The organism is Enteractinococcus fodinae (genome assembly GCF_031458395.1).
Taxonomy (GTDB): domain Bacteria; phylum Actinomycetota; class Actinomycetes; order Actinomycetales; family Micrococcaceae; genus Yaniella; species Yaniella fodinae.
Genome location: NZ_JAVDYJ010000001.1, coordinates 122,773 through 145,963 on the forward strand (window position 1 = coordinate 122,773; position 23,191 = coordinate 145,963).

At 59.7% G+C, this 23,191-nt stretch carries 17 protein-coding genes; 8 read left to right on the forward strand and 9 right to left on the reverse strand.

Translation table 11 applies throughout. The features are described 5' to 3' along the window. Positions 1-28 precede the first annotated feature (28 nt). The 8 genes from J2S62_RS00585 to J2S62_RS00620 all read right to left on the reverse strand — a co-directional run bounded on the left by J2S62_RS00585 (position 29) and on the right by J2S62_RS00620 (position 12,310). Positions 29-1,888 (reverse strand): DUF7507 domain-containing protein, encoded by a 1,860-nt coding sequence (locus J2S62_RS00585; protein WP_310170077.1) that lies wholly within the window; start codon positions 1,886-1,888, stop codon positions 29-31. A 297-nt stretch (positions 1,889-2,185) separates the two neighbouring features. After that, complete coding sequence (locus J2S62_RS00590) at positions 2,186-4,978, reverse strand: helix-turn-helix transcriptional regulator (RefSeq protein WP_310175676.1); 2,793 nt, start codon at positions 4,976-4,978, stop codon at positions 2,186-2,188. 619 nt (positions 4,979-5,597) lie between these two features. Further along, positions 5,598-8,144 (reverse strand): ABC transporter permease, encoded by a 2,547-nt coding sequence (locus tag J2S62_RS00595; RefSeq protein ID WP_310170079.1) that lies wholly within the window; start codon positions 8,142-8,144, stop codon positions 5,598-5,600. 2 nt (positions 8,145-8,146) lie between these two features. Next, positions 8,147-8,917 carry an ABC transporter ATP-binding protein gene (locus J2S62_RS00600; protein ID WP_310170082.1) on the reverse strand — a complete coding sequence of 257 codons (771 nt, stop codon included), beginning with the start codon at positions 8,915-8,917 and terminating at the stop codon, positions 8,147-8,149. A 119-nt stretch (positions 8,918-9,036) separates the two neighbouring features. Continuing rightward, positions 9,037-9,279: a hypothetical protein gene (locus J2S62_RS00605; RefSeq protein WP_310170086.1), complete on the reverse strand. Its 243-nt coding sequence runs from the start codon at positions 9,277-9,279 to the stop codon at positions 9,037-9,039. Between the two features lie 27 nt (positions 9,280-9,306). After that, positions 9,307-9,981: a response regulator transcription factor gene (locus tag J2S62_RS00610; RefSeq protein ID WP_310170088.1), complete on the reverse strand. Its 675-nt coding sequence runs from the start codon at positions 9,979-9,981 to the stop codon at positions 9,307-9,309. Then, positions 9,974-11,236 carry a sensor histidine kinase gene (locus tag J2S62_RS00615; RefSeq protein WP_310170090.1) on the reverse strand — a complete coding sequence of 421 codons (1,263 nt, stop codon included), beginning with the start codon at positions 11,234-11,236 and terminating at the stop codon, positions 9,974-9,976. The genes J2S62_RS00610 and J2S62_RS00615 overlap by 8 nt, the downstream gene beginning before the upstream one ends. 42 nt (positions 11,237-11,278) lie before the next feature. Further along, positions 11,279-12,310 (reverse strand): nitronate monooxygenase, encoded by a 1,032-nt coding sequence (locus J2S62_RS00620; protein WP_310170093.1) that lies wholly within the window; start codon positions 12,308-12,310, stop codon positions 11,279-11,281. 237 nt (positions 12,311-12,547) lie between these two features. Between J2S62_RS00620 and J2S62_RS00625 the strand changes: the two genes are divergently transcribed. The 4 genes from J2S62_RS00625 (at position 12,548) to J2S62_RS00640 (ending at position 17,061) form a co-directional block, all read left to right on the forward strand. Next, positions 12,548-13,780: a WxL protein peptidoglycan domain-containing protein gene (locus tag J2S62_RS00625; protein WP_310170095.1), complete on the forward strand. Its 1,233-nt coding sequence runs from the start codon at positions 12,548-12,550 to the stop codon at positions 13,778-13,780. A gap of 171 nt (positions 13,781-13,951) precedes the next feature. Next, the gene (locus tag J2S62_RS00630; protein ID WP_310170097.1) at positions 13,952-15,946 is read left to right on the forward strand and encodes a metallophosphoesterase; all 1,995 of its coding nucleotides are present in this window, start codon (positions 13,952-13,954) and stop codon (positions 15,944-15,946) included. Positions 15,947-16,158: 212 nt separating this feature from the next. Then, positions 16,159-16,632, forward strand: a complete 474-nt coding sequence (locus tag J2S62_RS00635) for a ParB family protein (protein ID WP_310170100.1) — start codon at positions 16,159-16,161, stop codon at positions 16,630-16,632. Positions 16,633-16,860: 228 nt separating this feature from the next. Beyond that, complete coding sequence (locus J2S62_RS00640; protein ID WP_310170103.1) at positions 16,861-17,061, forward strand: hypothetical protein; 201 nt, start codon at positions 16,861-16,863, stop codon at positions 17,059-17,061. A gap of 88 nt (positions 17,062-17,149) precedes the next feature. Here J2S62_RS00640 and J2S62_RS00645 read toward each other — a convergent pair whose 3' ends face one another. Continuing rightward, a complete protein-coding gene (locus tag J2S62_RS00645) occupies positions 17,150-17,731 on the reverse strand; it encodes a HEAT repeat domain-containing protein (protein ID WP_310170105.1) in 582 nt (193 codons plus the stop codon). Positions 17,732-17,772: 41 nt separating this feature from the next. Between J2S62_RS00645 and J2S62_RS00650 the strand changes: the two genes are divergently transcribed. From J2S62_RS00650 to J2S62_RS00665, 4 genes are read left to right on the forward strand one after another with little or no spacing between them, the layout of a single operon-like run. Then, the gene (locus J2S62_RS00650; RefSeq protein ID WP_310170107.1) at positions 17,773-18,732 is read left to right on the forward strand and encodes an acyl-CoA thioesterase; all 960 of its coding nucleotides are present in this window, start codon (positions 17,773-17,775) and stop codon (positions 18,730-18,732) included. A gap of 16 nt (positions 18,733-18,748) precedes the next feature. After that, positions 18,749-20,488: an ABC transporter ATP-binding protein gene (locus J2S62_RS00655; protein WP_310170109.1), complete on the forward strand. Its 1,740-nt coding sequence runs from the start codon at positions 18,749-18,751 to the stop codon at positions 20,486-20,488. After that, positions 20,472-22,268, forward strand: a complete 1,797-nt coding sequence (locus J2S62_RS00660; protein ID WP_310170110.1) for an ABC transporter ATP-binding protein — start codon at positions 20,472-20,474, stop codon at positions 22,266-22,268. Before J2S62_RS00655 ends, J2S62_RS00660 begins: the two co-directional genes overlap by 17 nt. Then, positions 22,265-23,191 carry a CPBP family intramembrane glutamic endopeptidase gene (locus J2S62_RS00665; RefSeq protein ID WP_310170112.1) on the forward strand — a complete coding sequence of 309 codons (927 nt, stop codon included), beginning with the start codon at positions 22,265-22,267 and terminating at the stop codon, positions 23,189-23,191. Before J2S62_RS00660 ends, J2S62_RS00665 begins: the two co-directional genes overlap by 4 nt.

Below are 23,191 nucleotides of genomic sequence, written 5' to 3' on the forward strand. Positions count from 1 at the left end.
GTTGAACGAGAGTGTGATGAGTAAAGTATTAAGGTTTCGTGGTGACCTTTCCGGAGGCGGTGCACGTCATGGACTTGCCGACTTCCAGGGTGGTCTTCGGGCACGTGACGGCATCGTCGGGTAGCTGATCGTCGACGACTTCGATGTCGCGCAGAGCCGTTTCACCGGTGTTTGTCACCTCATAAGTCCAAGTCACTTGGTGACCGGAGAGTAGGCTGTGGCCCGGTGCTAAGTTTTTGGCCTCGGACAGGTCCGATGCGTTCGGGGTATCCCAGGCTTGCTTTTTCACCGTCATGCCAGGTTTGAGCGTTTGAGTATTCAAGAACGTGCATTCGATGCGATCGCCCGGAGTCACCGAGAATTTGGCGGTGGGCGCTTCTACGTCGATGGTGCTGCCGTTGTTGCTGCAAGTGACCTGTTTCAGCGCCCAGCCCTCAGTCTCCTGCTCGTCGCTGAGAATGCTCTTGAGTGACGCGTCGAGCTGGTCTGGTTTGGTGGAGTCGAACTCAATGGAGTAGGAGACTTTTCCGTTATCACCGGTCGTCTGTTTGGCATCAGGCCGTACCGTGCCAGCGTCGGTGGTGAGTTCAAATTTCCAACCTGAGCCCCCAGCTACTGCCGAGTCTTGGTCGTAGGCTTGAGTCTTTTGGGTGACCTCAACGGTTGTTTCGCATTCCACTTGCTGTGCGATCGACTCCAGTAGGCTCTTCAGCTGTCCGTTCCCGATGGCGTGGTAATCAGCACCCGAGTACGTGGCGTTTCTGGAGAATTCGTTACCGGAGATTGCCCGCAGATTCGCATGATTGCTCGTTCCCACGCCGATGGCCAGAACGCGCGAGCCCTGGGCTTTCAACGTATTGGCAGCAGTAATCGCTTTCTCGGTCGGCGCGAACCCGGCCGAGCTTTCCGATCCGCCCGTCGCCACCACGACGAGGTCATGTCCAGAGCCCGCAGCCTTGCCCAAACCTTGTGCCAGGCTGCTAGCTCCGTCGTAAACGGTCACGGAAGAATTCGTGCCGATCATGGCCTCTTTCATCGCAGCCGCGGCTGAGGTGCCTGCCGAACCGGTGCGATCCAACACCACGGCGAAATCCGCACCGGGCCGACATGTCAGGTCTGCTCCCGGATTATTCCGGGAGTTCTGCCATGCTCCCGTCGAGGCTCGATCAGAACCGGCGGTCATGAAGTCACTGCCCGAGGTGTAGTGCTGTCCAGCTCGAAGCTGTGGTCCCGTCCGGAATTCGTAGGCTGCCGTGGAGTTGCCGGTCAATCCAAGGGTCTCGTTCATATACCAACCGGAAGGTGCGGAAACTTGTTTGACCCAAAACTGTTGATCATAATTTTCGCCGGCTTCGTAATCGTCACTGGAGGCGTGCGTTTCTGGCACGGTAAAAGAACATTTCCCGGCACCATCTGAAACGCAGCTGGCCCACGCTTCTGGTATCGCTGCCCCAGACTTATTGGCGTTGCCCGTATGCAACTGCAGTTTCACGCCACTTAAACCACCGGCTATACGGACTGTGATAGTGGCCTCGGTGACGTCCGGGGTGGCTTCTGGGGTTGGTGTAGCTTCAGCGCTTTCAGATGGTGACTCTGAAGGTGCTTCTTCTTCTGTCGGTGAGCTCTCGGGCGAGGTAGAAGCTTTTGGTTCAGCCGAACGGGCCGATTGTGACGGGCTAGGCGTCACCGGTGCGCTGGACTCTTGGCGCGGTTCCTCCACTGTTGCCGACACGGAAGGCTCCGCAGAGCTATCTTCTGGGGTAGCAACCGAGTGGCTCGCACCGGAAAAGTTTGAGAGGAGCAGTGCCGCACTGAATAGCGCAGCGGTCGCCGTGCGGTAGTGGCGTGTCTTGCCGGCATTACGGATCGTGCCTAAAGAAGTTCGCACAGCGTACTGTCCTCTCTAGCCGACGGTGTGGTGATGAGCGGTGGCAAGGTGCTACCCAACAAATTTGCGGGTAGCGTCAACCGGTATGTCAGCTATCTCACAGAGTAGGGAGGCCCAGTGCGGGGAACACTAGCCTTTCAGATGGTCTTGGCGTTGGGATCGCGTGAGGAACGACCGGTTTTCGGCGAGGTTGTGTGAGGCTTCCGTGGCTTTCCGGCTAGGTTCGCAAACACGACAAAAAAAGGGGCTGGCCTACCGTGTAGTAGGCCAGCCCCGAGGGTGCGCTGGAGTGCCCGGTTACCGACTCCGGGTGAGGTGTTTGAGCACGCGTGGTACTTCAGCCCGTGAATTCAATTGAAGCTTGCGCAGTATATTGGACACGTGGAAGCGTGCGGTCGATTCTGAGACCACGAGTTGTTTAGCGATCGTCTTATTCGAATGCCCCTCCGCCAAGAGTGCAGCAACTTCGCGCTCGCGTTTTGTCATGGCCGCAAAAGCGTTCGTTTGGGCACTACTGTTGCGATCTATTGCTTTTTTGAGGTGTTGCTCTGCGGTCCGCAGGTAGGCGGTCGCCCCGATCTTTTCCAGGGTGGACACGGCTTCGCGCAGGATGTTCTCGGCGCCTTCGGCGTCTTCGATGCTGAACAGGAATTCGCCATAGTCGATCGCGGTGAGCGCCCACGCCAGCGGGAAGAGTCGCTGTTTGAGCGCTGATTCGTACAGCTTGCGCGCCGAAGCGTGATCGTCCTGCGCCTGTGCCATTCGGGCTTCGAGACCATCGAGCGTGCCCCAGTACTCGAACCAGGTCGTGCCGCGTCGTTCGCGCAGTTCCTGGATCAGGTTGCGCGCATCGTCCAGCGCTCCCAGGGTGATTAGCGCATGTGCTTTATACGTCAAGAAGCCACGTTGGGTATTGCGGAAGGATGCCGCTCGCGGGACTGAAGCCGCGGTGACTACTCCCATGGCATCATCTTTGACCCGGGCGATTTCGACTTTGGCCATGACCGACAGATCGCGCCCGTAATGTTCCCAGTCGATGTCACTGGCGCGGCGTGCATGTGCCAGGTACTGTTCGGGGTCTCGCTGACACCTGATGGCCGCGATGGAGGACCGAAGCGCGGCTCCGGTCAAGCGGGCTTCTAGATCGAGGGCATCGTGGTTGAATTCGTCCAGGATATCGAGAACTTCTTCGGCTTGCTGGTATTTACCCAGCAGCACCAGCACGTGGGCCAGAATGACGCGAGGCGTGGCAGCGGTCCACGGTTCGCCATGGACACGCTCCAGGATGTCTACGGCCTGGGCTGCGATATCGTGCGCCAGGATAATATCCCCCGTAGCCACGGCAGCACCGGCAAGCGGGACCAGACAATCTACCTTAATGGCGATGTCAGGCAGTTCAGCGGTGCGATCTAAAAGGTCGGGCAGCGCTTGACGTGTGACGTCGATATCGCCATCGAGGTGTGACAGCGCCACTGCATAGCAACCCAGCAGCAAGATGTACTCATTGGGCGAGACCATCCACCCCAGCCGTGCATCGGCGAGTTCCTCGGGATGCATCGGGCTTTCAGCAAACAAGCGCTTTGCCACCGGGATGAGCTCGGAGATCTGACTGCGATCGTTACTGCGCATCAACATCATCACCATCATGAACACCATAAACGCTTGAAGCGTCTTTTCATCCGGTGTGGTGTTCTCGGTGTTCAGGACATCCTGGATGCGTCGGTGGGGGAATGGGTCGTTGACGAGATAGACCCGCAGCATCACGATGAGGAACTCGCGAAGCGTACTGGGCGGGAACGTCTCAATCTCCGGTAATAAGTCTAGACACTTAAAGCCAGTCTTCGCCCGGATATTGATCAGGACCAGCTCCGTGATGAGTCCTTGACGTTCGTAGGGGTCTTGGGCGAGGTCCAGTGCCATGCGGAGGATGTCATTGGCATTGAGGTACTGCGATTGTTGACTGGCCTCACGCGCATACTGTGCTGTTTGTTCCCGCAGCTGGTCGCTCCAGCTTTCTGCACCCTTGAGCATGTGCCGCACCGAACGGAACCCTTCGGTCAGGTCGACAAAGAGGCGGTGCACTTTTCGGCCGAACGCTGGTTCGACCGTTTCCCGGACTGCCGCACCGATCAGATGGTGTTTTGGCACAATGGCCTGACCGAAGTCTGACTCGATTACCACGCCTGCCCGGACCGCTTCGTCGATTGCAGCCGGGATATACAGTTGTCGGCAGACGGTCTGAAGTGCCTGCGGTGTGATTTCGTGTTCTGCTAAGCACACGATCTGCACGACCTGTTGTGCCTCCGGGCTGAGCTCACGGTAGGCACCCAGCAGCGGATTGTCGAGGTTGCGGGGTCGGATGGGCAGATCCCAGGTCGTGTGAAGTTGGCGCACCTCTTCTTCGGTGACCTGGTTTAAAATACTGTCGACGCCAAGAAACGAGCCCCCGGTGATCTCACTGAGCTGGAACGCATTACGCATTGAGATGCTGACACCAAATCGCTGCATTGCTAGCGCGCGGATGTCGTGTTCGCTGAGCGGCCGCATTTCCACGTGGTGATGGTGCGGGTTGGTTGCGGCTGCTTCAGCAAGCAGCTCTCCCAGGGAACCAGGCTTATGCGGCGTTCTCGCCCCACAGGCGATAAAGACATTACGGCGGTTGAAGCGTGGGATCATGTGGCGCAAGACTTGGATTGACTCTGGATCGATCCAATGCGCGTCATCAATGATGATGATGTGTCCTTCGTCTGGCCCGTGGTTTTGGCGCAACAGTCGACGGACACACTCCCGGGCAACGGCGATCGGTTGAAGCTGCGTGGCAGGTTCAAAGTTCCAATCGGGGGCTACCCCTGCTGCCAGGAGGCGTTCGATGAAGCTGTAGGGCTCGCCGATCTCGAGTCGGTCGGCGTTGACGAAAGTGACCTGCCAGCGCTCCTGCTGGTCAGCTTGGATGGCTAAGTTTCGTAGAAAGTGGGTTTTGCCCATACCGGCAAGACCATCGACAAGGACCGTGCCGCCGCCGTAGGTGTACGCGCGGGTAAGAATCTCCGAGACAGCTTGTAGGCGCTCTGATTCTGGGTTGCGTAAAATCGTTCTGCCCTCCCAGGTTTAGACCAACTCGTGCCAAGTAGTTGCTCAAATATGTGAGTGATGAGCTGACGTTGACGGGCGCAATGCGTCGTTGTTACTAAAGGGTAGCTGGGAACTTTGCCGAGTGGAATAGGCTTAGGTAAACTATTTATCTTGAATTTTCACTCAAATAATGACGTTCTGTCATAGAGTGAGACATTGCGAAGTGATCCCACATCGTTTCATGCCGGGCACGCCGGGCGACTAGTGTGATATCAGCCACAATTCTAGTCAATCCCGGGGCAGGCACAAACCTCTTAGACTCCGCAACATGTCGCGAACACCCTGTTGAACTGCGCTGGTCAGGGCAGGATTTCCTCGGTTAAGTCAACAATGCCAGACGAATGTTGTGTGCTGCGCAAGTTTGCAAACGCTGGCTCGATCAGTTGCGTCGGCAACTCAAATTGGCGGGATCCCTCGAGCTGGTACTACCGCCTACACAGATCGCTTTTCTGCGTCCGATCACACAGAACAACGCCATGAAAGTTTCGATGTGGATTTTCAGATTGGCAACACTTCGTCCCGCTGGATCTTCAATATCGCAGCTCCAGCGGGACGAAAGTGTTGCATCGCCGAGTCCTTAAACCGTGGCAAGTCCTTGCACCGGGGAGAGTTTCGCCGCCCGGCGTGAGGGGGCCAGCGAAGCGAGCAGCCCGGCGCTCACCGCAATGAGGACCACAACGGCCGTTTCCAGCCATGGCCAGGACATTTCGACACCGTCGGGCGAGATCTCAGCGAAAATCGCGACGGACCCTGCCCACCCGTACAGCATGCCGAGCGCGCTGCCCAGGATAGCGCCGATTGCACTGATGAGGATCGCCTCCCAGATCAGCATGCTACGCAAGCCACCTCTGGTGAGTCCAAGGGCTCGCATCAAGGAGTTTTCTCGGGTGCGTTCCAGTGTGGATAGCGAGAGCGTATTGGCCACTCCCACAAAAGCGATGACCACCGAGATGCTCAACAACCCGATGACGGTCAACATCACCGCATTAATAGCTTGCTGGTAGACGGCGCGCTGCATCAACGGAGAGTTCACGTCCTGGGCCGATACGCCGGCTTCGGCAATCATAGTGGTCACCAGTTCTTGCAGCTCGGATTGCGTCATGTCTCTACTGTCAACTGCAAGCCAGACCACAGGGGCCCCGGCGGCCTGCAGGTCGTAGGCTTCGGCGGTCTGGGGCGAGACCACGGGCGTGACCGAATCCAGCTCGGAGCGGATGGCCTCAAGTGTGACCGCTTGCTCGTCTGCAGTCCGGATCGTCACGGTATCTGCTGTGTGGGTAGCGGGGACCAGTACGGTACCCGGTGTCTGAAGTGCGCGCGCCTCATCATCAGCTATGCCATCTGAAATTGTCGCGAGTTCATTGGGATCACCGGCGAAGATGGTGCCGGATGCTGCCCACGGCTCATCGATGGAGGCTACCGGGGCGAGGGCTTCAGCACTGGAAATCCCCGAAGTTGCGGCCAGCCGTTCGGTGGTAGCGCTGACGTCCTGCTCGTCGGTGGCTGCGACACCGGAGAGCTCAACATAGATGTCGACCGGATAATTCGTGGCCAGGAGCTCATCAGTGTTGTGCTGCACGGTGCGCCCGCCGGTCAGAATCAGGGTGACCAAGGTGGTGCCGATAATTAACGCGGCTGCGGTGGCGGCGGTGCGTGACCGGTTGCGCACCGCATTGAGTTGGGCCATCTTGCCGGGAGTCCCGGTGAGTCGAGGCAGCCAGCCCAGCGCATAGACAGCTCCGGGGACAAATAACACACCCAGTGCCAGCACGCCGAGAAAGGATAGCGCCCCGGCGAAAATCGCGGGACCAACCATCCCGCGCAGACTGAAGTGCACCAGCGCCGCTCCGCCGGCCAGGATCAACACTGCACCCAAGACCAGGCGGACTGCGCCGGTGCTGGATTTCGCGGTGACTTCGGGAACGGGCCGCATCGCGGCTACCGGAGAAACTCGCGTGGCTTGCGCGGCCGGCAGCCAAGACGCCGCCACGGTCATGACCACACCGATCACCACCACCCAGACAATCGATGCGTCCATGCCAAAGGTTGCTCCGGGAATCCAGGTTTGTGCCAGACGCAGCAGCGCAACCATCAACCCGATGGCCAGCGCTATCCCGACCACCGACCCGATCAGCCCGATGAGCACGGCTTCTGTTAAGACGCTTTTTCGGATCTGGCCGCGAGTGGCACCTAACACGCGTTGGAGGGCGTACTGTCTGGTGCGTTGGGCCACCAAGACCGAAAACGTGTTGTGGATGACCAGCGTCATCACCAGCAGGGCGATCGCGGAGAACCCACCCAGCACCACGGTGATCGCGTCGAAGCCCATCATATCCACCAGTTGTTCAGAAATTTGGACATCCGGGGTGTTGACGGTGAGGGGGAGACCAGCGCTGTCTATTGCCTGCTGGACCTCGGCGAGGACTTGGTCGAGATCACCGTCGACACGCAGCAGCGCCATATCGGCACTCTGGGACCCGTCTGCCAGCTGGGTCAGGGTTTCGGGGGTGACATAGCCGGTCACCGCTCCCACGACGGTCGGGTTCATCGAATTGTCGAAGATCCCGCTCACCGTGAAGTCGGTTTCGGTGTCGTCGGTCAAAGATCGGATGGTCAGCGTGTCAGCTACGGACACCTCGTGCCGGTCAGCGGTGGCGGCATCGATGGTTACCTCATCGTGGGCTTCCGGCAGCGCGCCGTCGACGAAAGGTGCTGAAAGAAGCGAGGCGTCTGCTGGCCGGCTGGTCAAGTGCACAAAATCGGCGTTGGGGCCGAAGGTGCCGCGCTGGGTGGAGTCCTCGGGGAGCACCATCGTGGCCGGCGTATTCGTTAGGGGATATACTTCCGTCACCCCGGGAATACGCTCGAGGCTCCCGGGCGCGTCCGCTGTTCCGACCAGGTCGTAGAAGGCCGAATCCGAGTCAAAATATGCCCCGAGTTCCGCGACGATGAGCAGATCGGCATTGGCATACGTCGCACCCAGCATGTGTTTGGTGGTTTCCTTAGCCGAGGAGGTCACCAACAGGGCAGCGGCCAGGAAAAGGGTTCCCAGCACAATGGCCACCACGACGGCGACGTAGCGGCGCGGGTGGGTTGTGAGTTGACTGATCGCAACTTTCCACACGGCTAGGCCCCCAATCCGGCGAGCGCGCTGAGTACCGTCTGGGCGGTCGGGTTCTGCAGCTGGTCCACGATGGCACCGTCTTTGAGCACCACTACACGATCGGCATAGGAAGCGGCGTGCGGGTCGTGGGTGACCATGATGATGGTCTGACCCATCTCGCGGGCGCTGCGCGATAACAGCTCCAGCACCTCGGTGCCCGTGGTCGAATCCAGGGCACCGGTGGGTTCATCGGCGAAGATCACCGCCGGGCGGGTTAACAGGGCCCGGGCGATGGCGACGCGTTGTTGTTGGCCACCCGAGAGCTCATGCGGTGTATGAGCCAGCCGGTCGGCCAGGCCCAGGGTGTCGATGATATGGGCGAACAAGTCGTCGTCGGCGCTGGTGCCGGCTAAGTCGAGAGGTAGCAGCATGTTGTCGCGTGCGTTCAGGGTCGGGACGAGGTTGAAGCTTTGAAAAATGAACCCGATGCGACGGCGGCGCAGCAGGGTCAGGTCACGGTCGCTCATGCCGGTGATGATCGTGGAACCGATGGCTACTCGGCCCGAGTCGACGGTGTCCAGACCCGCCAGGCAGTGCATAAGGGTGGACTTGCCGGACCCCGAGGGTCCCATGATGGCGGTGAACTCGCCGGGCCGGAATGCGACGGTGACGTTGTCGAGGGCGGTGACCCTGGTGGCGTCGTCGCTGCCGCCGAAAGTTTTGGTGACCGCTTGTGCTGCCACGGCGGTGGATATGGTCTGGGTTGGTGTACTGGGTGCACGATGTACTGTCATGCTTCCAGCATGCTGTGTGGCGCTTTTCAGCACATCACCAGCTGGCATGATTCTGCCCGGGCCCGTCTCCTTCTCAAGGATGAGTTGGCGACTGCCCGACGGTGCGTTGGTCCGCTATATCAGTTGCCCGCGGCGTCGTCCTTGAACGCGTTAACTACTAAATAAGCTACTGCAATCCCGATGAGAACAATGCCGATGACAAACGTCAAGACCGAGAAGTGGCCGGTGAAAAAGTTCAAGGCCAGGGATGAGCCCATGACCAATGCACCAATAATCAACATGATCGTCATGCCGACGGTGGCGGGCTTGGCGCGTCGGGGGTTATCTAGGTCTTTGTCGTCGAGTCCTCTGCGTGGTTCCATACCGTCATTATCGCCCGGTATGGAACACTAAACAATTCCGGTCCGGTACGCCAGCACGACCGCTTGCACCCGATCGCGGGCGCCGAGTTTGGTCAGCACTTTGCCGACGTGGGTTTTGATCGTCGTTTCGGACACGAAGAAGTGCTGTGCGATTTCAGCGTTCGACAACCCGGCCGCCATGGCCTCGAGTACTTCGCGCTCGCGGGCCGTCAGCGTCGCGATGGCCGCAAGGTCCGGATCGTGTTCCGCTGACAGCTTGCCCCGTTTCGGTCGCACGAAGTGTTCGAGCAAGCGTTTGGTCGTCGATGGGGCAATGACCGCATCCCCGTGATAGACCGACTCGATAGCGCTTAACAGTTGCTCGGGTGGGGCGTCCTTCAGGAGGAATCCGCTGGCCCCGGCGTCAATCGCATCGAGTGCGTACTCGTCCAGATCAAACGTGGTGAGCACAATAATCTTCAGCTTGTCGTGGTGTTGTAGTAGCCGACTCGTGGCGGTGATGCCGTCCATGACGGGCATCCGAACGTCCATCAGGACCACGTCGGCGCCGTGCACATGCGCCGACTGGAGGGCTTGTTGCCCGTTGGATGCCTCGCCGGTGACGTGCAGATTGTTGCGGGAGTTGATCAGCATTGACAGTCCCGAGCGGATCAGGTGTTGATCGTCGACGATGGCCACGTTGATCGGTTGCATGTTATCCATTCTCATACGGCAGTTGGGCGTGCACGCGAAATCCGCGGTCGGGTTTCGGCCCGGCAGTAAACGTGCCGTCATATAGCGCGGTGCGTTCGCGCATGCCGACCAGGCCCTGGCCGGCGTGATCGGTTTCGGTGTCGCCGGTGCCGTCGTCTTCGATCGTGACTGACACGCCGGAATCCTGCCAGGCTAAAACGACGGTTGCTCTCGCAGCTGTCCCGGCGTGGCGAGCAACGTTGGTGAGCGCTTCCTGGACGATCCGGTAGAGCACTAGTTCGGCCCCGTCGGCCAGAGAGCGCGCTGGGCGGCCGGCGGCTTCGGTGTATGCAACTTCTAGCCCGGCCAGCCGCATGGTGTCGATCAGCTCGGGTACATCTGCCAGGGTCGGTTGTGGCGTGGTTTCGGCGGCGTCGGTATCGCGCAGCACGCCCAGTAGCCGGCGCATCTGCCCCAGCGCATCGCGTCCGGTGCCGGAGATAGTTTCCAGGGTCCGCGCGGCCACCTCGGGAGTGGCTTTGGCTGCGTACCGTCCCCCGTCGGCCTGGGAAATAATGACCTGCAACGAGTGGGCCACGATATCGTGGAGTTCGCGAGCGATCCGATTGCGTTCATCGGCTGCGGCCAGTTCGCGTTCTTGTCGGGCCTCGACGGCAAGCTGTGCTGCCCGGGTTTGGAGGGTTTCCATGCGGATTCGACGGGTGCGTTGAATATTGCCGATCGCCCAGGCTAATACCACCAGGGCGATGACTGGAATGCTCGTGACGGCGCCGGCGAGCCACCCCATGGGGCTGAGGATTTCTCCGGGACTGTAACTGCCCGGACCGGTGAAGTGGGGCAGGAAACTTATCTCGGCGGCGTACAGCACGGCGCCAACCAAGGCAGTGACAAACCCACCGATCGAAGCCCACCTTGGTGCGCGGTGTGCCAAGTTTTGCACGGTCAACAACACCATGAACATAGACGGCACGAGATCTGGTCCGAAGACCAGCTGAATGAGTGAACCAACCACGACGACCGCGGCGGAACCCACCGGATTTGTGCGGCGGAAAATCCACGGTGCCATATGCAGCACGATGATGCTGACGAGGACCAGACTCAGAGCCCACGGAGGCCAATGATAAACAGTGACGGGGTATGCCGCGGAGACCATCGAGCCGGACGAGCTCAGCAGTATGAGCCCGAGCAGCGGGAGGATAATCAGCCCATCAGCGAGCCGGGGGTGGGTGCGCCACCAGCGGGTGAGGCGGTCGAAGAACTTCACGGAGTCACATCCTAGGCTCCGTGCGAGGCAACCACATCATTCTCAGGGACGATTCGAAGCCAACCACTCCACAATTTCTGCGGCAGGACCGGTTCGGGCCTGCACATACCCGGTGCCGGCAAATAAGTGCGTCGAGCGCGGGTCCATCGCTGCGATGGCTGCGCGTTTGATGGGCACAGTCAGCGTGTTGACTTCCGGGTAGATAGCAGGCGCCTCTAAAGTCATGAACTCATTGACCAGCGAACGTGATACCCGACCGGAGTACACGCGCGTTGTTTGAGTGGCCCCGGAGCGGTCTTCTTGCAGCATTTTGCGGTGGATCGGGTTCGTCCCGGCTTCATCGGACAACAATAATGCCGTTCCGACCGCGGCTGCGGCAGCCCCGTGGGCTAGGACCTCTTGGACGTGTTCCGGGGTGACGATCCCACCGGCGGCGACCAGTGGAATGTCCACGACTTCAGCCACCGCATCGAGCAGATCCAGCAGCGGGACGTTTTCGGGTTCGGCCAGTGGGTCATGCACCGAACGGTGTCCACCGGCTTCGGGTCCTTGCACTACCAGAAAGTCGGCTCCATGCTCTACCGCGTTGCGCGCTTCGGTGACAGTCGTGACCGTGACGCCGACCTGGGTGCCGGAGTCATGTAGTTGGGCAAAGATCTCAGGGTGCGGCAGGCCAAAGGTAAACGACACAATAGGCCACTCATCGGCGGCAGCGAGTTTCGCGTTCCAGTCGTCGGAGACATCAGCGCCGGCCTGTTCGACGGTGGGGATATCCACGCCGAGCCGGTCGGCAAACGGCAGAAGTTTCTCGCGGAACGCGGCGAGTCTCTCGCTACGCTGCTCTTGGCTTCTGACCGGGTCCACCGCGGTGTTTGCGACATCCGGGACAAAGAGGTTCACCCCCACGGAACCGGCATCGGCGACCGCGCGGTAATCTTCTGTGAGCTGTTGCGCTGTTTTATTGCCACCGCCGAGAAAGCCTAAGGCCCCGGTCGAGGCGACAGCTCGGGCCAACGCTGTTGAGGACGGCCCGCCGGCCATTGGTGCGGCCACGATGGGGTGCCGGAATTCCATGAGATAACCCTCCTACGAATATAGTCACCCGTATCCGATGCGGATCACTACTGTGTGGCCTTTATCATACGCGCTGAGCCGCGGGCATTGTCATCGACGGTTCTCAGCGGTGGGTTACCTTCGAGCAACCTCACGAGGACCATTTTGTCACCTGGTGGCATTCTCCAGTTCACGTCGCCTGCATAGCCTGCCAAAGTGTTGCCCCGTGGGCAGTTATGTCACCACCTGGAGGAGTCTATGAAATCGTCGTTCACCTTCGATCGTGCCGCGTTGGCTGCGCTGTTGCTGCCATCCTTTGTCGCTGCCGGAGTGCTTACCAGTGCTGTGCTCCCAGAGCCCGCGCATGCGGAGCCAAGCATGATCGGTACTACTAGCATCGAAGATGCCCCCGAGGGCGATGAGACGAACCAGCCCACGCCCGAAGACATGCTGACGTGGAGCATCGCCCCCGTACAGGATGAGGCGGACGCCGAAACTGAGGCCGAAGATGAGACCACAGAGCGCGTATCGTTCCGCTTTGAACTCGAGCCCGGCGAAAGCGTCGAAGACGAGGTGGTCGTCACCAACTTCTCCGAGCAGCCGCTGGTGTTCGAGCTGATCACCTCCGACGGCATCGTCACTGAAGAAGGTGTTTTCGACCTGTTGCCTGATCCATCGGAATCGACCGACGCCGGCACGTGGATCGCCATCGACGAAGAAGTAACTATCCCCGCCGGCGATGCTGCCACCGTGCCGTTCACGCTCACAGTGCCCGAAGATGCGCTGCCTGGTGACCACCCGGCGGGCATCGCTGCAAGTCTGGCCGCGGACGCCGAAGGCAATGATGTCTCCCTTGCTGCCCAGGTCGGAGCTCGAATTCACCTTCGCGTTGCCGGCGACATCACCCCGACGATCGCCATTGAAGACCTCAACGCGCAGTATGCCCCGTCATGGAATCCTTTCGCACCCGGAGTGCTCACATTGGACTGGGCGGTCGAGAACACCGGAAACGTGCGGTTGGGCTCAGAACAAGCTCTCTCCGTTGCGGGTCTGTTTGGCCTCAGTGCCGGAGTGGCGGAACAAGCGGTCGGCGCACAACGTGAAATTTTGCCCGGACAACGCGCTGCACATTCGGTGCAGGTTGAAGCGTGGCCGCTGGGCCCTCTGACCTCCTCGATCACCGCGACCCAGAACGTCGTCGGGGAAGACGAGATCGAGGTGGAGCTGGCCTCAGCATCGTCGGAAACAACGGTCTGGGCGGTTCCGTGGATCTACCTCATCGCATTCCTTCTGCTGATCGCAGTCGTGGTCACCGTGCTTGTGCGGCGGCGTCGCCGCAAGCGCGCGATGGCCGGTGCGCTAGCCGCTGCTCGAGCCGAGGGTGCCCGCGCTGCGGCAGCTGAGCGCTCGGAAAATGCGCGTGGTGCCGCCGAGTCAGATGGCGAGCATGCTGAAGAAGCCGCCGATGAGACCCAGAAAACACTTTCTTAACGTGTGAGCCTAAGCACTCAATGAGGCAGGTCAGGCTGGATGTTTCCTAGTGTTTACCTTGATAGAAGGTCGTAGATACCTGGAAGAACTCTGTAGAAACCTGAGTGGGAAATGGTGGATCGCAGGGTCAGAAATGGCCCGAACCACAGATGAACCACATTTAGGAGAATAATGCGTATTTCGCATTCACGACGCTGGCGGAACCTCGCCGCCGGTGTTACGCTCGGTGCAGTTTTCGCCTGCGGCGCGGTCCCAGCAATGGCCGCCCCCATCGCAGTCGATTCCGTAGAAGCCGCACCAGAGCGTGTCATCCTCAACCCCACTGAAGATCCCTCCACCTCTCAGACCGTCACCTGGCGTTCAGTTGGTGCCACCCCGGATGTTGCTGCTACCGCAGAGATCCGCGGCGCCGACGGTCACATCACCACGGTCGAGGCCGAGGTTCGCGCCGAACGTCAAGTTGGCGAAGAGCCTGCAACCACCTTCGCCGCAACGTTTGACGGCCTGTCCCCGGACTCGGAGTACTCATATCGAGTGCTGACTGGCGACAGCGCAAGCGAGTGGTACAGCTTTACTACCGCCTCAAGCTCAGATGATCCCTTTACCTTCACCTGGTACGCAGACGGTCAGAATGACCTGACCGAAAAGTGGACCCCAGTGGTCGAACAGACCAGCCAAGCCTTCCCGAACTCGGAGCTGACGCTGCAAACCGGTGACCTCATCAACTACTCCGTCGAAAACGAGTGGGAAGAATGGTTCACCATTACCGACGGTGAACGTCAGACCGAAAACTGGTTGCCAGCTGTCGGTAACCACGAGTACTTTTCTGACGCCACCGGCGCCTACTGGAACGCGAGCTTCACACTTCCTGAGAACGGCCCATCCGAGGTGGGCAGCAGCGCCGATGCACCATACCGTGAACTCATCGCCAACCACCTAGAAAACCGTGCCTACTACACCGACTATCAGGGTGTCCGCTACATCACCCTGAACTCGGAGTTCCGCAACCAGGGCCACCTGGAGACCGAGCAGGACGTAGACCTGCCGAATATCTCCAGTAGTGAATGGCGCGACCTGTACATCGGTATGCAGGCCGAGTGGTTAGATGGCGTGCTGGAAGAATCTGACGCGAACTGGAACATCGTGCAGTTCCACCACCCGACCTTCTCAACTTCTCAGGGCCGGAACAACCCGGATGTCCGCGAAGCCGTGCTGCCAATTATCAAGGAGCACAACGTTGACCTCGTCCTGTCCGGTCACGACCACACCTACGCTCGTGGTTTCCTCGATGAAGACGTCACCGGTAACGACGGTGTGACCGACGGCCCAGTGTTCGCGGTGTCGAACTCCGGTCCGAAGTACTACGGTCTCGCTAACGATGCCTCCAACGTGTGGCTGAACAACGGCGCAACGCAGGTCACCAAGTACCAGCAGACCACCCTGACCTCTGGTATCCGTGTCACTCCAGATAAGCTGGAATACGAAGCGATCGCGATGCAGTTCGGTTCGAACCCGAGCTTCGATGGCGAAATCGGCGATACCGCTGATGCGTTCACCATCACCAAGAACGACAACGGAACCAAATCTGTTACCGAAGGCATCGAGCGCCGTGTGGCCACCGGCCTGGACGATGACTCGGCTGCTGAACCAGTTGATGGTGATATCGAGGTCAACGCTGCAATACCTGAACGTGGTGCAGACGGTCCAGTTGCCCCAGGTAGCCCAACCGCTGGGGCCCTGACCCTGTCGATCCCGCAAAACGCCTCGGTCAACATGGGCGAAGCCACCAACGCTGGTGACCGCTGGACCTACTCCTCGGCCATGCCAACCATTCGCGTAACTGACACCCGGAATGCTGCTGCAGGCTGGGAACTGAGCGGTAGTGCAAGCGATCTGGCAAGCGAAGCTGGCGATTTGAGCGCTTCCTACCTGGGTTGGGTTCCACGCGTACTGGGTGGCTCCACCGCTGCGAACGGTGAAGTTGCCCTCGGCGAGATGCGCGGTGGTAGCGGATTGATCGAACCGGCTCTTCTTGCTTCGGCAGATGATCACGCACGATTCGGCTCGACCGACGTTGTCGCTGACCTCGCACTTGATGTCCCCGCAGATACCGATGCGGGTGAATACGCAGGTGCGATCAACGTATCACTATTCCCGGTCGACTAATGACTCAGCGTGTGTAACGCATACTGAATAGTCGTAGCTGACAAGGTGGATCGTTCTGTGATCAGAGCGATCCACCTTGCGCCTTTTTAATAGGTCGTCGGTGCTCACAAGAAGCGGCGCGTGAACACACTCTCCTGACCTTGCGGGACTGACGATAGCTCTGACCTAGAGTGTTAATCGGTCGCACCGTCATCTAGTCGTCAAGGTAGAACATGTCTGAACCTCTTGAACATTCCGCAACATTATTCGATCTCGAACCGGTTGAGTCGGCAACCCCGAAACCAGCCGCGCGGGTTGAAGATCCAAAGGAACAAGACGGTGAAGCCGCGGAACAGGGCGCACTAGATATCGGCATAGCGATCCCGACTCCCTTTAGTGAACCCGAAGTCGATGAAGAAGTAGAAGCAGAGGCCAAAGAGGTCAACGAGGATGTCCTACAACATCCCGAATCTGCGCCACGAAAGCATCCCAATAAGGTGAGCTTCTACCAAGAGCCAGAAGATACTGCTCGACTTCGCGGTGCGGTGTTACACACTATGGTCGCTGAAGGGCACCGTTCGCTGAGCCAGTTTGTGATTCGCGCGGTCATGAAAGAAGTCCAACGCTTGGAAGAGAAATATAACGACGGCAAACCCTTCCCTGCGGTCGCGGCCAACGAGATGCCACAGGGACGTCCGCAACGCTAAGAAGCCCAAACAGACAGACTGGTCCTAGTCATCAGTGGCGTCGCGATACTTCTTTTCAGCGGTCGCGATTGAACAACTTGGTCACTCATTTCATGAGTATCTTCATTGGACAACGCCGCACAGGTTATTCGGTGTGTGCTCGACCGTTCGCCCAGACGGTGTAGGTGTGACCCCTTGTAAGGGCGCAGAACTCTACTAGTCTGCGGCCCGCTCCAATAAGCTAGGGACATGAAGCACATGCGTATCCCCACACTCCTCTTCGCAGCTGGTCTCGCGATCGTCGGATGCACCACCACCGAAGCTCTTGACGACAACGTGACGCCCGCGCCTTACGAGCCAGAAGAACCGGTCCCAGCAGAGACACTCAACGAGGATACCGGGGAGAGCGAACCCGTCAGTCCTCAGCCCACAGAAACTGACGAAGGCTAAACCACGCCGCAAGCAAGTGCCGTCGAGATGTTCGAGGCGCAACGAACAGGCGCCCCGAACGACCCCAGCAGACACTTGCTCAGCAGATTTAGTATCTCGGGGCAACCGCCAGATCCGGACGGTTGTGCCGTTTAGCGATCTCACCGAGCGCGTCCTCGGCTGCCCCGGCCAGCATTGAGTTCGGGTCCATGACTAACCCCTGCAAGCGATGAATTGCCACATCGTGTTGTGGTGTCGCAACGGCCCCCAGCGCGTGCGCGGCAGTGATGCGAACGTGCGGGAAGGGATCATCGGTGAGCAACTCGACCAGTTCATCGACGTAAACCAACTTATGGTGGCCCACCAATTGGGCAGCGACCTCCCGGACCTGCCAATCTTCGTCGTGCAGCGCGACCTGAACAGCCTCAGAGGCCTGATGATGCCAGGCGTGCAACAGAGCCTGACCGGCCCACACGCGCGCCATATAGGGCTCAATAGCGTCCATCCCGCCGAGCAGTCGGATGTCTGGGTCGGATTCGGCGTCCGGCGTAGTCTGCCCGGATAGTAGTCGCATGGCCCAGTCCACCAGGGTCGTGTACCCCAGTGTTTCAACGGCGCCGGCGATGCGCGTGGTGACGGGTTTGGAGAAGTGATCGGGGCTGTTGGCAGAATGCGGTGCGGAATAGGACATGTCTCTATTGTGCCCTGTTCGCGGGTGGTAGTTTAGTGGTTATGCGCTCGCGAAGTTCCATTACCTTACACTTCCGGGCTGAAGCGTACGATCATCCCTCGGGATACGTGGATGCCGGTACCGTCATGAGCTGGCTCGACAAGGCCGGGTATGCTGCCGCAGCCACGTGGGCTGGCGGCAACGTCGTGGCCACCTACATTGGGAATATGAAGTTCGGTCACCCCGTGCCGGTGGATACCCAAATCACCGCCCAGGCCAGACTGATTTATACCGAAGACACCCAAGTCCACGTGCAAGGTCGGCTCACGCTTCCAGACGTATTAAATGAGGACGGCGAACCGATCGTGGCCACGTGGGTGGTCATGGTGTACCAAGCCGTCGATGCCACAGGTCAGCCCAAGCAAATCAAACAGTGGGAGCCGCGCACGGAGGCGGGACATCGCCGTCGGGAAGTCGCCAAACAGCGCTCGATTGAACACGCCCGCGGCGAAGACGCGCTGGGACAAATTTCGTTCCCAGAAGACGCCGACACCACCGCAGAAGTCGTGCTGCTATGTTTTATCGCCCACGCCGCCGAAGTCACGCCGGGTTTCCGATTACAAGCCGGTTCGGTCATGAACTGGCTGGACGAAGCAGCCTTCGTCTGCGCCTCGCGGTGGGCGGGCAAACCCGCGGTTGCCGTGTTTGCCGGTGGCGTGCAGTTTTACCACGGGGTGTATGTGGGCGATATCGTGGAGATCGAGGCCCGGATCGTGCACACCACCGAGCGTTCGATGTATTTGGTCGTGCGTGCCTGGAGTGGGAAACCCGAACAGCGCAATCTGGGCCCGGTGGCCCAATCCATTGCGATTATGGTGGTCGCCGAGGAGGGCAAGGCCGAGCCGATCCCACCGTGGCAGCCACAAACCGAGGCCGAAAAACAACTGCAACACCACGCGATCGAGCTGGTATCGATGCGCAATAAAAATGTGTATGAATGGTCGACGGTAGAAACGCCCTGACCGGGTAGGAACGTCTTTGCTCAAACTGCTGGCGCGTTTTGCGCGCCCATATAGCGGCCAATTAGTGGCCGTCGTCGTGCTGCAACTGGCGACAGTCGGCGCGATTCTCTTCCTGCCTGCCCTGAACGCCCAAATCATCGACGACGGGATTGCCACAGGCGACACCGACGTGATCTGGCGGTTAGGCGGCATCATGCTCGCGGTCGCACTGGCCCAGCTGGCCACCTCCATCGGGTCCGTGTGGTTTGCCGCCAAAGCGGCCATGTCGATCGGCCGAGACATTCGCGCGGCGATCTTCCGGCGGGTGTCGAAGTTTTCCTCTTACCAAATGTCCCAATTTGGGCCGGCCACCCTGATCACCCGCGCGACCAACGACGTGCAACAACTCCAAATGGTCACGCTGATGAGCATGAGCCTGCTGGTGCTCGCCCCAATTATGGGCGCCGGTGGGGTCGTGATGGCCATCCGGGAAGACGCCGGGCTGTCCTGGCTCGTGTGGGTCTCGGCGCCGGTGGTCATCGCCATCATGATCTTCGCGGGACTGAAAATGATGCCGCTGTTCCGCCAGATGCAAGAAGCCATCGACGACGTGAACCACACCCTACGCGAACAAATCACCGGGATGCGCGTCGTCCGGGCCTTCGTCCGCGAAGCCTATGAGACCCGCCGGTTTACCAAGGCCAACCAACACCTGACCGATCTTGCCGTCGGGGTCGGCAAAATCTTCGTCCTGCTGTTCCCACTGATCTCACTGGTGCTCCACGGCGCCACCGCCGCGGTGCTGTGGTTTGGTGGGATCCGGGTCGATGCCGGCCTGGTCGAGGTCGGCTCGCTGACGGCATTCATGCAGTACCTGTTGCAGATTTTGATGGCCGTCATGATGGCCACGATGATCTTTTTGATGATCCCCCGGGCCATGGTCTCGGCCAAGCGCATCAACGAAGTGCTCGCCACGGAACCCGAACTGACCGAGGGTGAGCTCGATATCGATGACGTGCACGGCAACCTGGAATTCCGTGATGTGACCTTCGCCTACCCGGGTGCTGACGAACCCGTGCTCTCGGACATCAACTTCAGCGCCGCACCGGGACAAACCATCGGCATTATCGGCTCCACCGGGTCGGGCAAAACCACGCTCCTGAACCTCATCCCGCGCCTGATCGATGTGACCTCCGGGCAGATCCTCATTGATGGGGTACCTGTGACCGCCTACAGCCGCCAAGCGCTGTCGCAGGCGGTGGGTATGGTGCCCCAAAAAGCGTTCTTATTTTCCGGGACGGTTGCCTCCAACCTGCGCTTTGGATCACCAGATGCGACCGATGAGGACATCTGGCAGGCCCTGGATACCGCCCAGGCGCAAGAGTTCGTGAGCGTGCGTGAAACCAAAAACGCCGTCGGGCTCGAGTCCTCGATCGCCCAGGGTGGCAGCGATGTCTCGGGCGGGCAACGCCAACGGTTAGCCATCGGCAGGGCCCTGGCAGCCAAACCCAACATTTACCTCTTCGACGATTCCTTCTCGGCACTGGATGCCACCAATGATGCCAGACTCCGGGCCGCCCTGGCGGATCAACTCTCAGAGGCGACCATCTTGATCGTCGCCCAACGGGTCGCCACGATCCGCGACGCCGATCACATCCTGGTATTAGAACGCGGCCGGATTGTTGACGAAGGCACCCACGACCAACTGCTGGACACGTCTACGGTCTACCAGCAAATTGTGGCATCGCAGGCAGGTGCACATGACTGGAACCGCTGAACTGACAGAGGGTGCCGATCCGGGACGGAAACCCACCGCATTCTGGCCCGCCCTGCGCCGGCTGGCCCACGTCTTTGCCCCGTATAAGGCCAAGCTGATTTTTGCGGTCGCAATCACCGTGGTCTCCGTCGTACTGCAAGTCTGGGCGCCACTGGTACTGGGTGAGGCCGTCAATGTGCTGTTTCACGCCGAGGGCATCGATTTTGCGGTGCTGGGCCAACTCATCACCCAGGTGCTGGCCATGTATGTCATCGCCATGGCCTTGATGTGGTGGCAGGGCCGGATCCTGATCATCATCGGTGTGGAGATCACCTACCTGTTGCGCCAAGACGTTGAAAATAAACTACACCGGTTGCCCACCAACTGGTTTGACGGCAAGCAACGCGGCGACCTGCTGTCGCGCACGACCAACGACGTCGACAACATCCAAAACGCCGTCCAGCAGACGGTGTCGTCGCTGCTCAACGGGGTCCTGACGATCATCGGGATCACCATCATGATGTTCTCGATTTCCTGGCAGCTGGCACTGATCGCCCTGATTGCGGTGCCAATTGCGGCCATCGTCGTGGGGATCATCGGCCAGCGTGCCCAAAAACTGTTTTCGGCCCAGTGGGCTAACACCGGTAAACTCAACGGCCACATCGAAGAAGCCTTCACCGGCCACGATGTGGCGCTCCTGTTCAACCGCGCCGACGCGATGGTCGAAGAATTCGATCAACGCAACGACGACGTATACCAAGCCAGTTATAAGGCCCAGTTCGTCTCTGGCATGATCCACCCGATCATGCAGTGGGTGACATACCTGGGCTACGTGGGCATCGCGGTAGTCGGCGCGCTGCGCGTGGCCGCCGGGGCGCTGCCGCTGGGCTCGGTCACCGCATTCATTCAATACTCGCGCGAATTCAACCAGCCGCTGGGCCAACTGGCCGGGCTGGCGAATATGATTATCTCGGCGGTCGCCTCGGCCGAGCGGGTGTTCGAATTCTTAGACGCCGACGAAGAAACCGAAGCCGACGGCGAGCTGCCCGAAGTGACCGGGGCCGTGGAATTCCGCAATGTCAGTTTCGGTTACGATGCGGCCACCCCGCTGATCACCGACCTGAACTTGACGGTCGAACCGGGGCAACTGGTCGCCATTGTGGGACCGACCGGGGCCGGCAAAACCACCCTGGTCAACCTGCTGATGCGATTTTACGACGTCGATAGCGGGCAGATCCTGCTCGACGACACCGACATCGCTACCGTTTCGCGCAACTCGCTGCGGGAACCCATCGGCATGGTGCTCCAAGATGCCGTGCTGTTTTCGGGCAGCATCAAACACAACATCGCCTACGGCCGCCCCGATGCGACCGACGACCAAATCATTGCTGCAGCCCAAGCCGCACGCGCCGATCACTTCATTACCCAGCTGCCCGATGGTTACGACACCAAGGTCAGCCTCGACTCGGATGCGATCTCGGCCGGCGAACGACAACTACTCACCATCGCACGGGCTTTCCTGTCGGATCCGCGGTTGCTAATCCTCGATGAGGCGACCTCCTCGGTCGATACGCGCACCGAAGCGCTCATCCAGGAAGCCCTGGCCACCCTGCAGCGGGGGCGCACCTCATTTGTCATCGCCCACCGCTTATCCACCATCCGCTCAGCCGACGTCATCGTGGTCATGGATCACGGAGACGTCGTTGAGCAGGGCTCTCACGAGGAGCTACTGGCAGCCGGTGGAATGTACCATGACTTATACACGGCCCAAACCCAGCAGCACATCGAAGGAGGCCGGTGAGTTACCCATCAGGTCCCGGTTCCAATCCGTACGGCAGCCAGACGGCCAGCCCCTATCCAACAGGCTGGCCAAACCAGTACCCAACTGGTTGGCCCCAGACCCCGCGAGGCGGCAAAAGAGGCCGCCGGGGGCACAACGCCAACGACAAAACCGCCTCCGATCCGGGACGTTTGCACTGGGGTGACATCCTGGCACTGGTCGTCTACATCGGTGGGTTCATCCTCGGCGGGATGCTGCTGCTATTCACCATCCCCGGGGTGACCGAATTCGGTGCCCAAATGTACGGGCGTGAGCCAGTATCGTTCAACGAGATGCTCGCCGGCCCAGAAATGCCCGGCTGGTTTTTGATGTATTCCAATGTGGTGCTCTACGGCATCACCGGGATCATCATGATCGCCGTCTCATGGCGGCCCTTTATTCAGTCGTTCCGCTGGTTTGCGACCTGGTGGTGGGTCAAAGTGCTGCTGCTGCCCGTCATCTGGTTGGCCACCTTGATCCTGACCTCATTCTTGCTGATCATCTCAGGGCAAGAAGGTGATGTCTCCGCCAACCAGGAAGCCGTCCAAGAAGCCGCCGGGGAATCCTCGCTGATCGTGTCGATCCTGATCCTCGGGCTGATCGGGCCCTTCGTCGAAGAATACATCTTCCGTCACATCCTGATCGGTAAACTCGGCCGCTGGATCCCGACCTGGGTTACCGTCCCAATCTCAATCATCACCTTCACGCTGCTGCACTTCATGGGCGACCCGAACATGTCGTTCGCCACCGTGCTGCCGTATCTGTCGATGGCCATCGCGTTCACCGCCGTGTATCTGATTTCAAAGAAATCCTTTGCCTACGCATGGCTCTCCCACGCCTTTAATAATGTGATGTCGGTGCTATTGATGGAACTGCAATTCATGGAAGCCGCCGTCATCATCTAA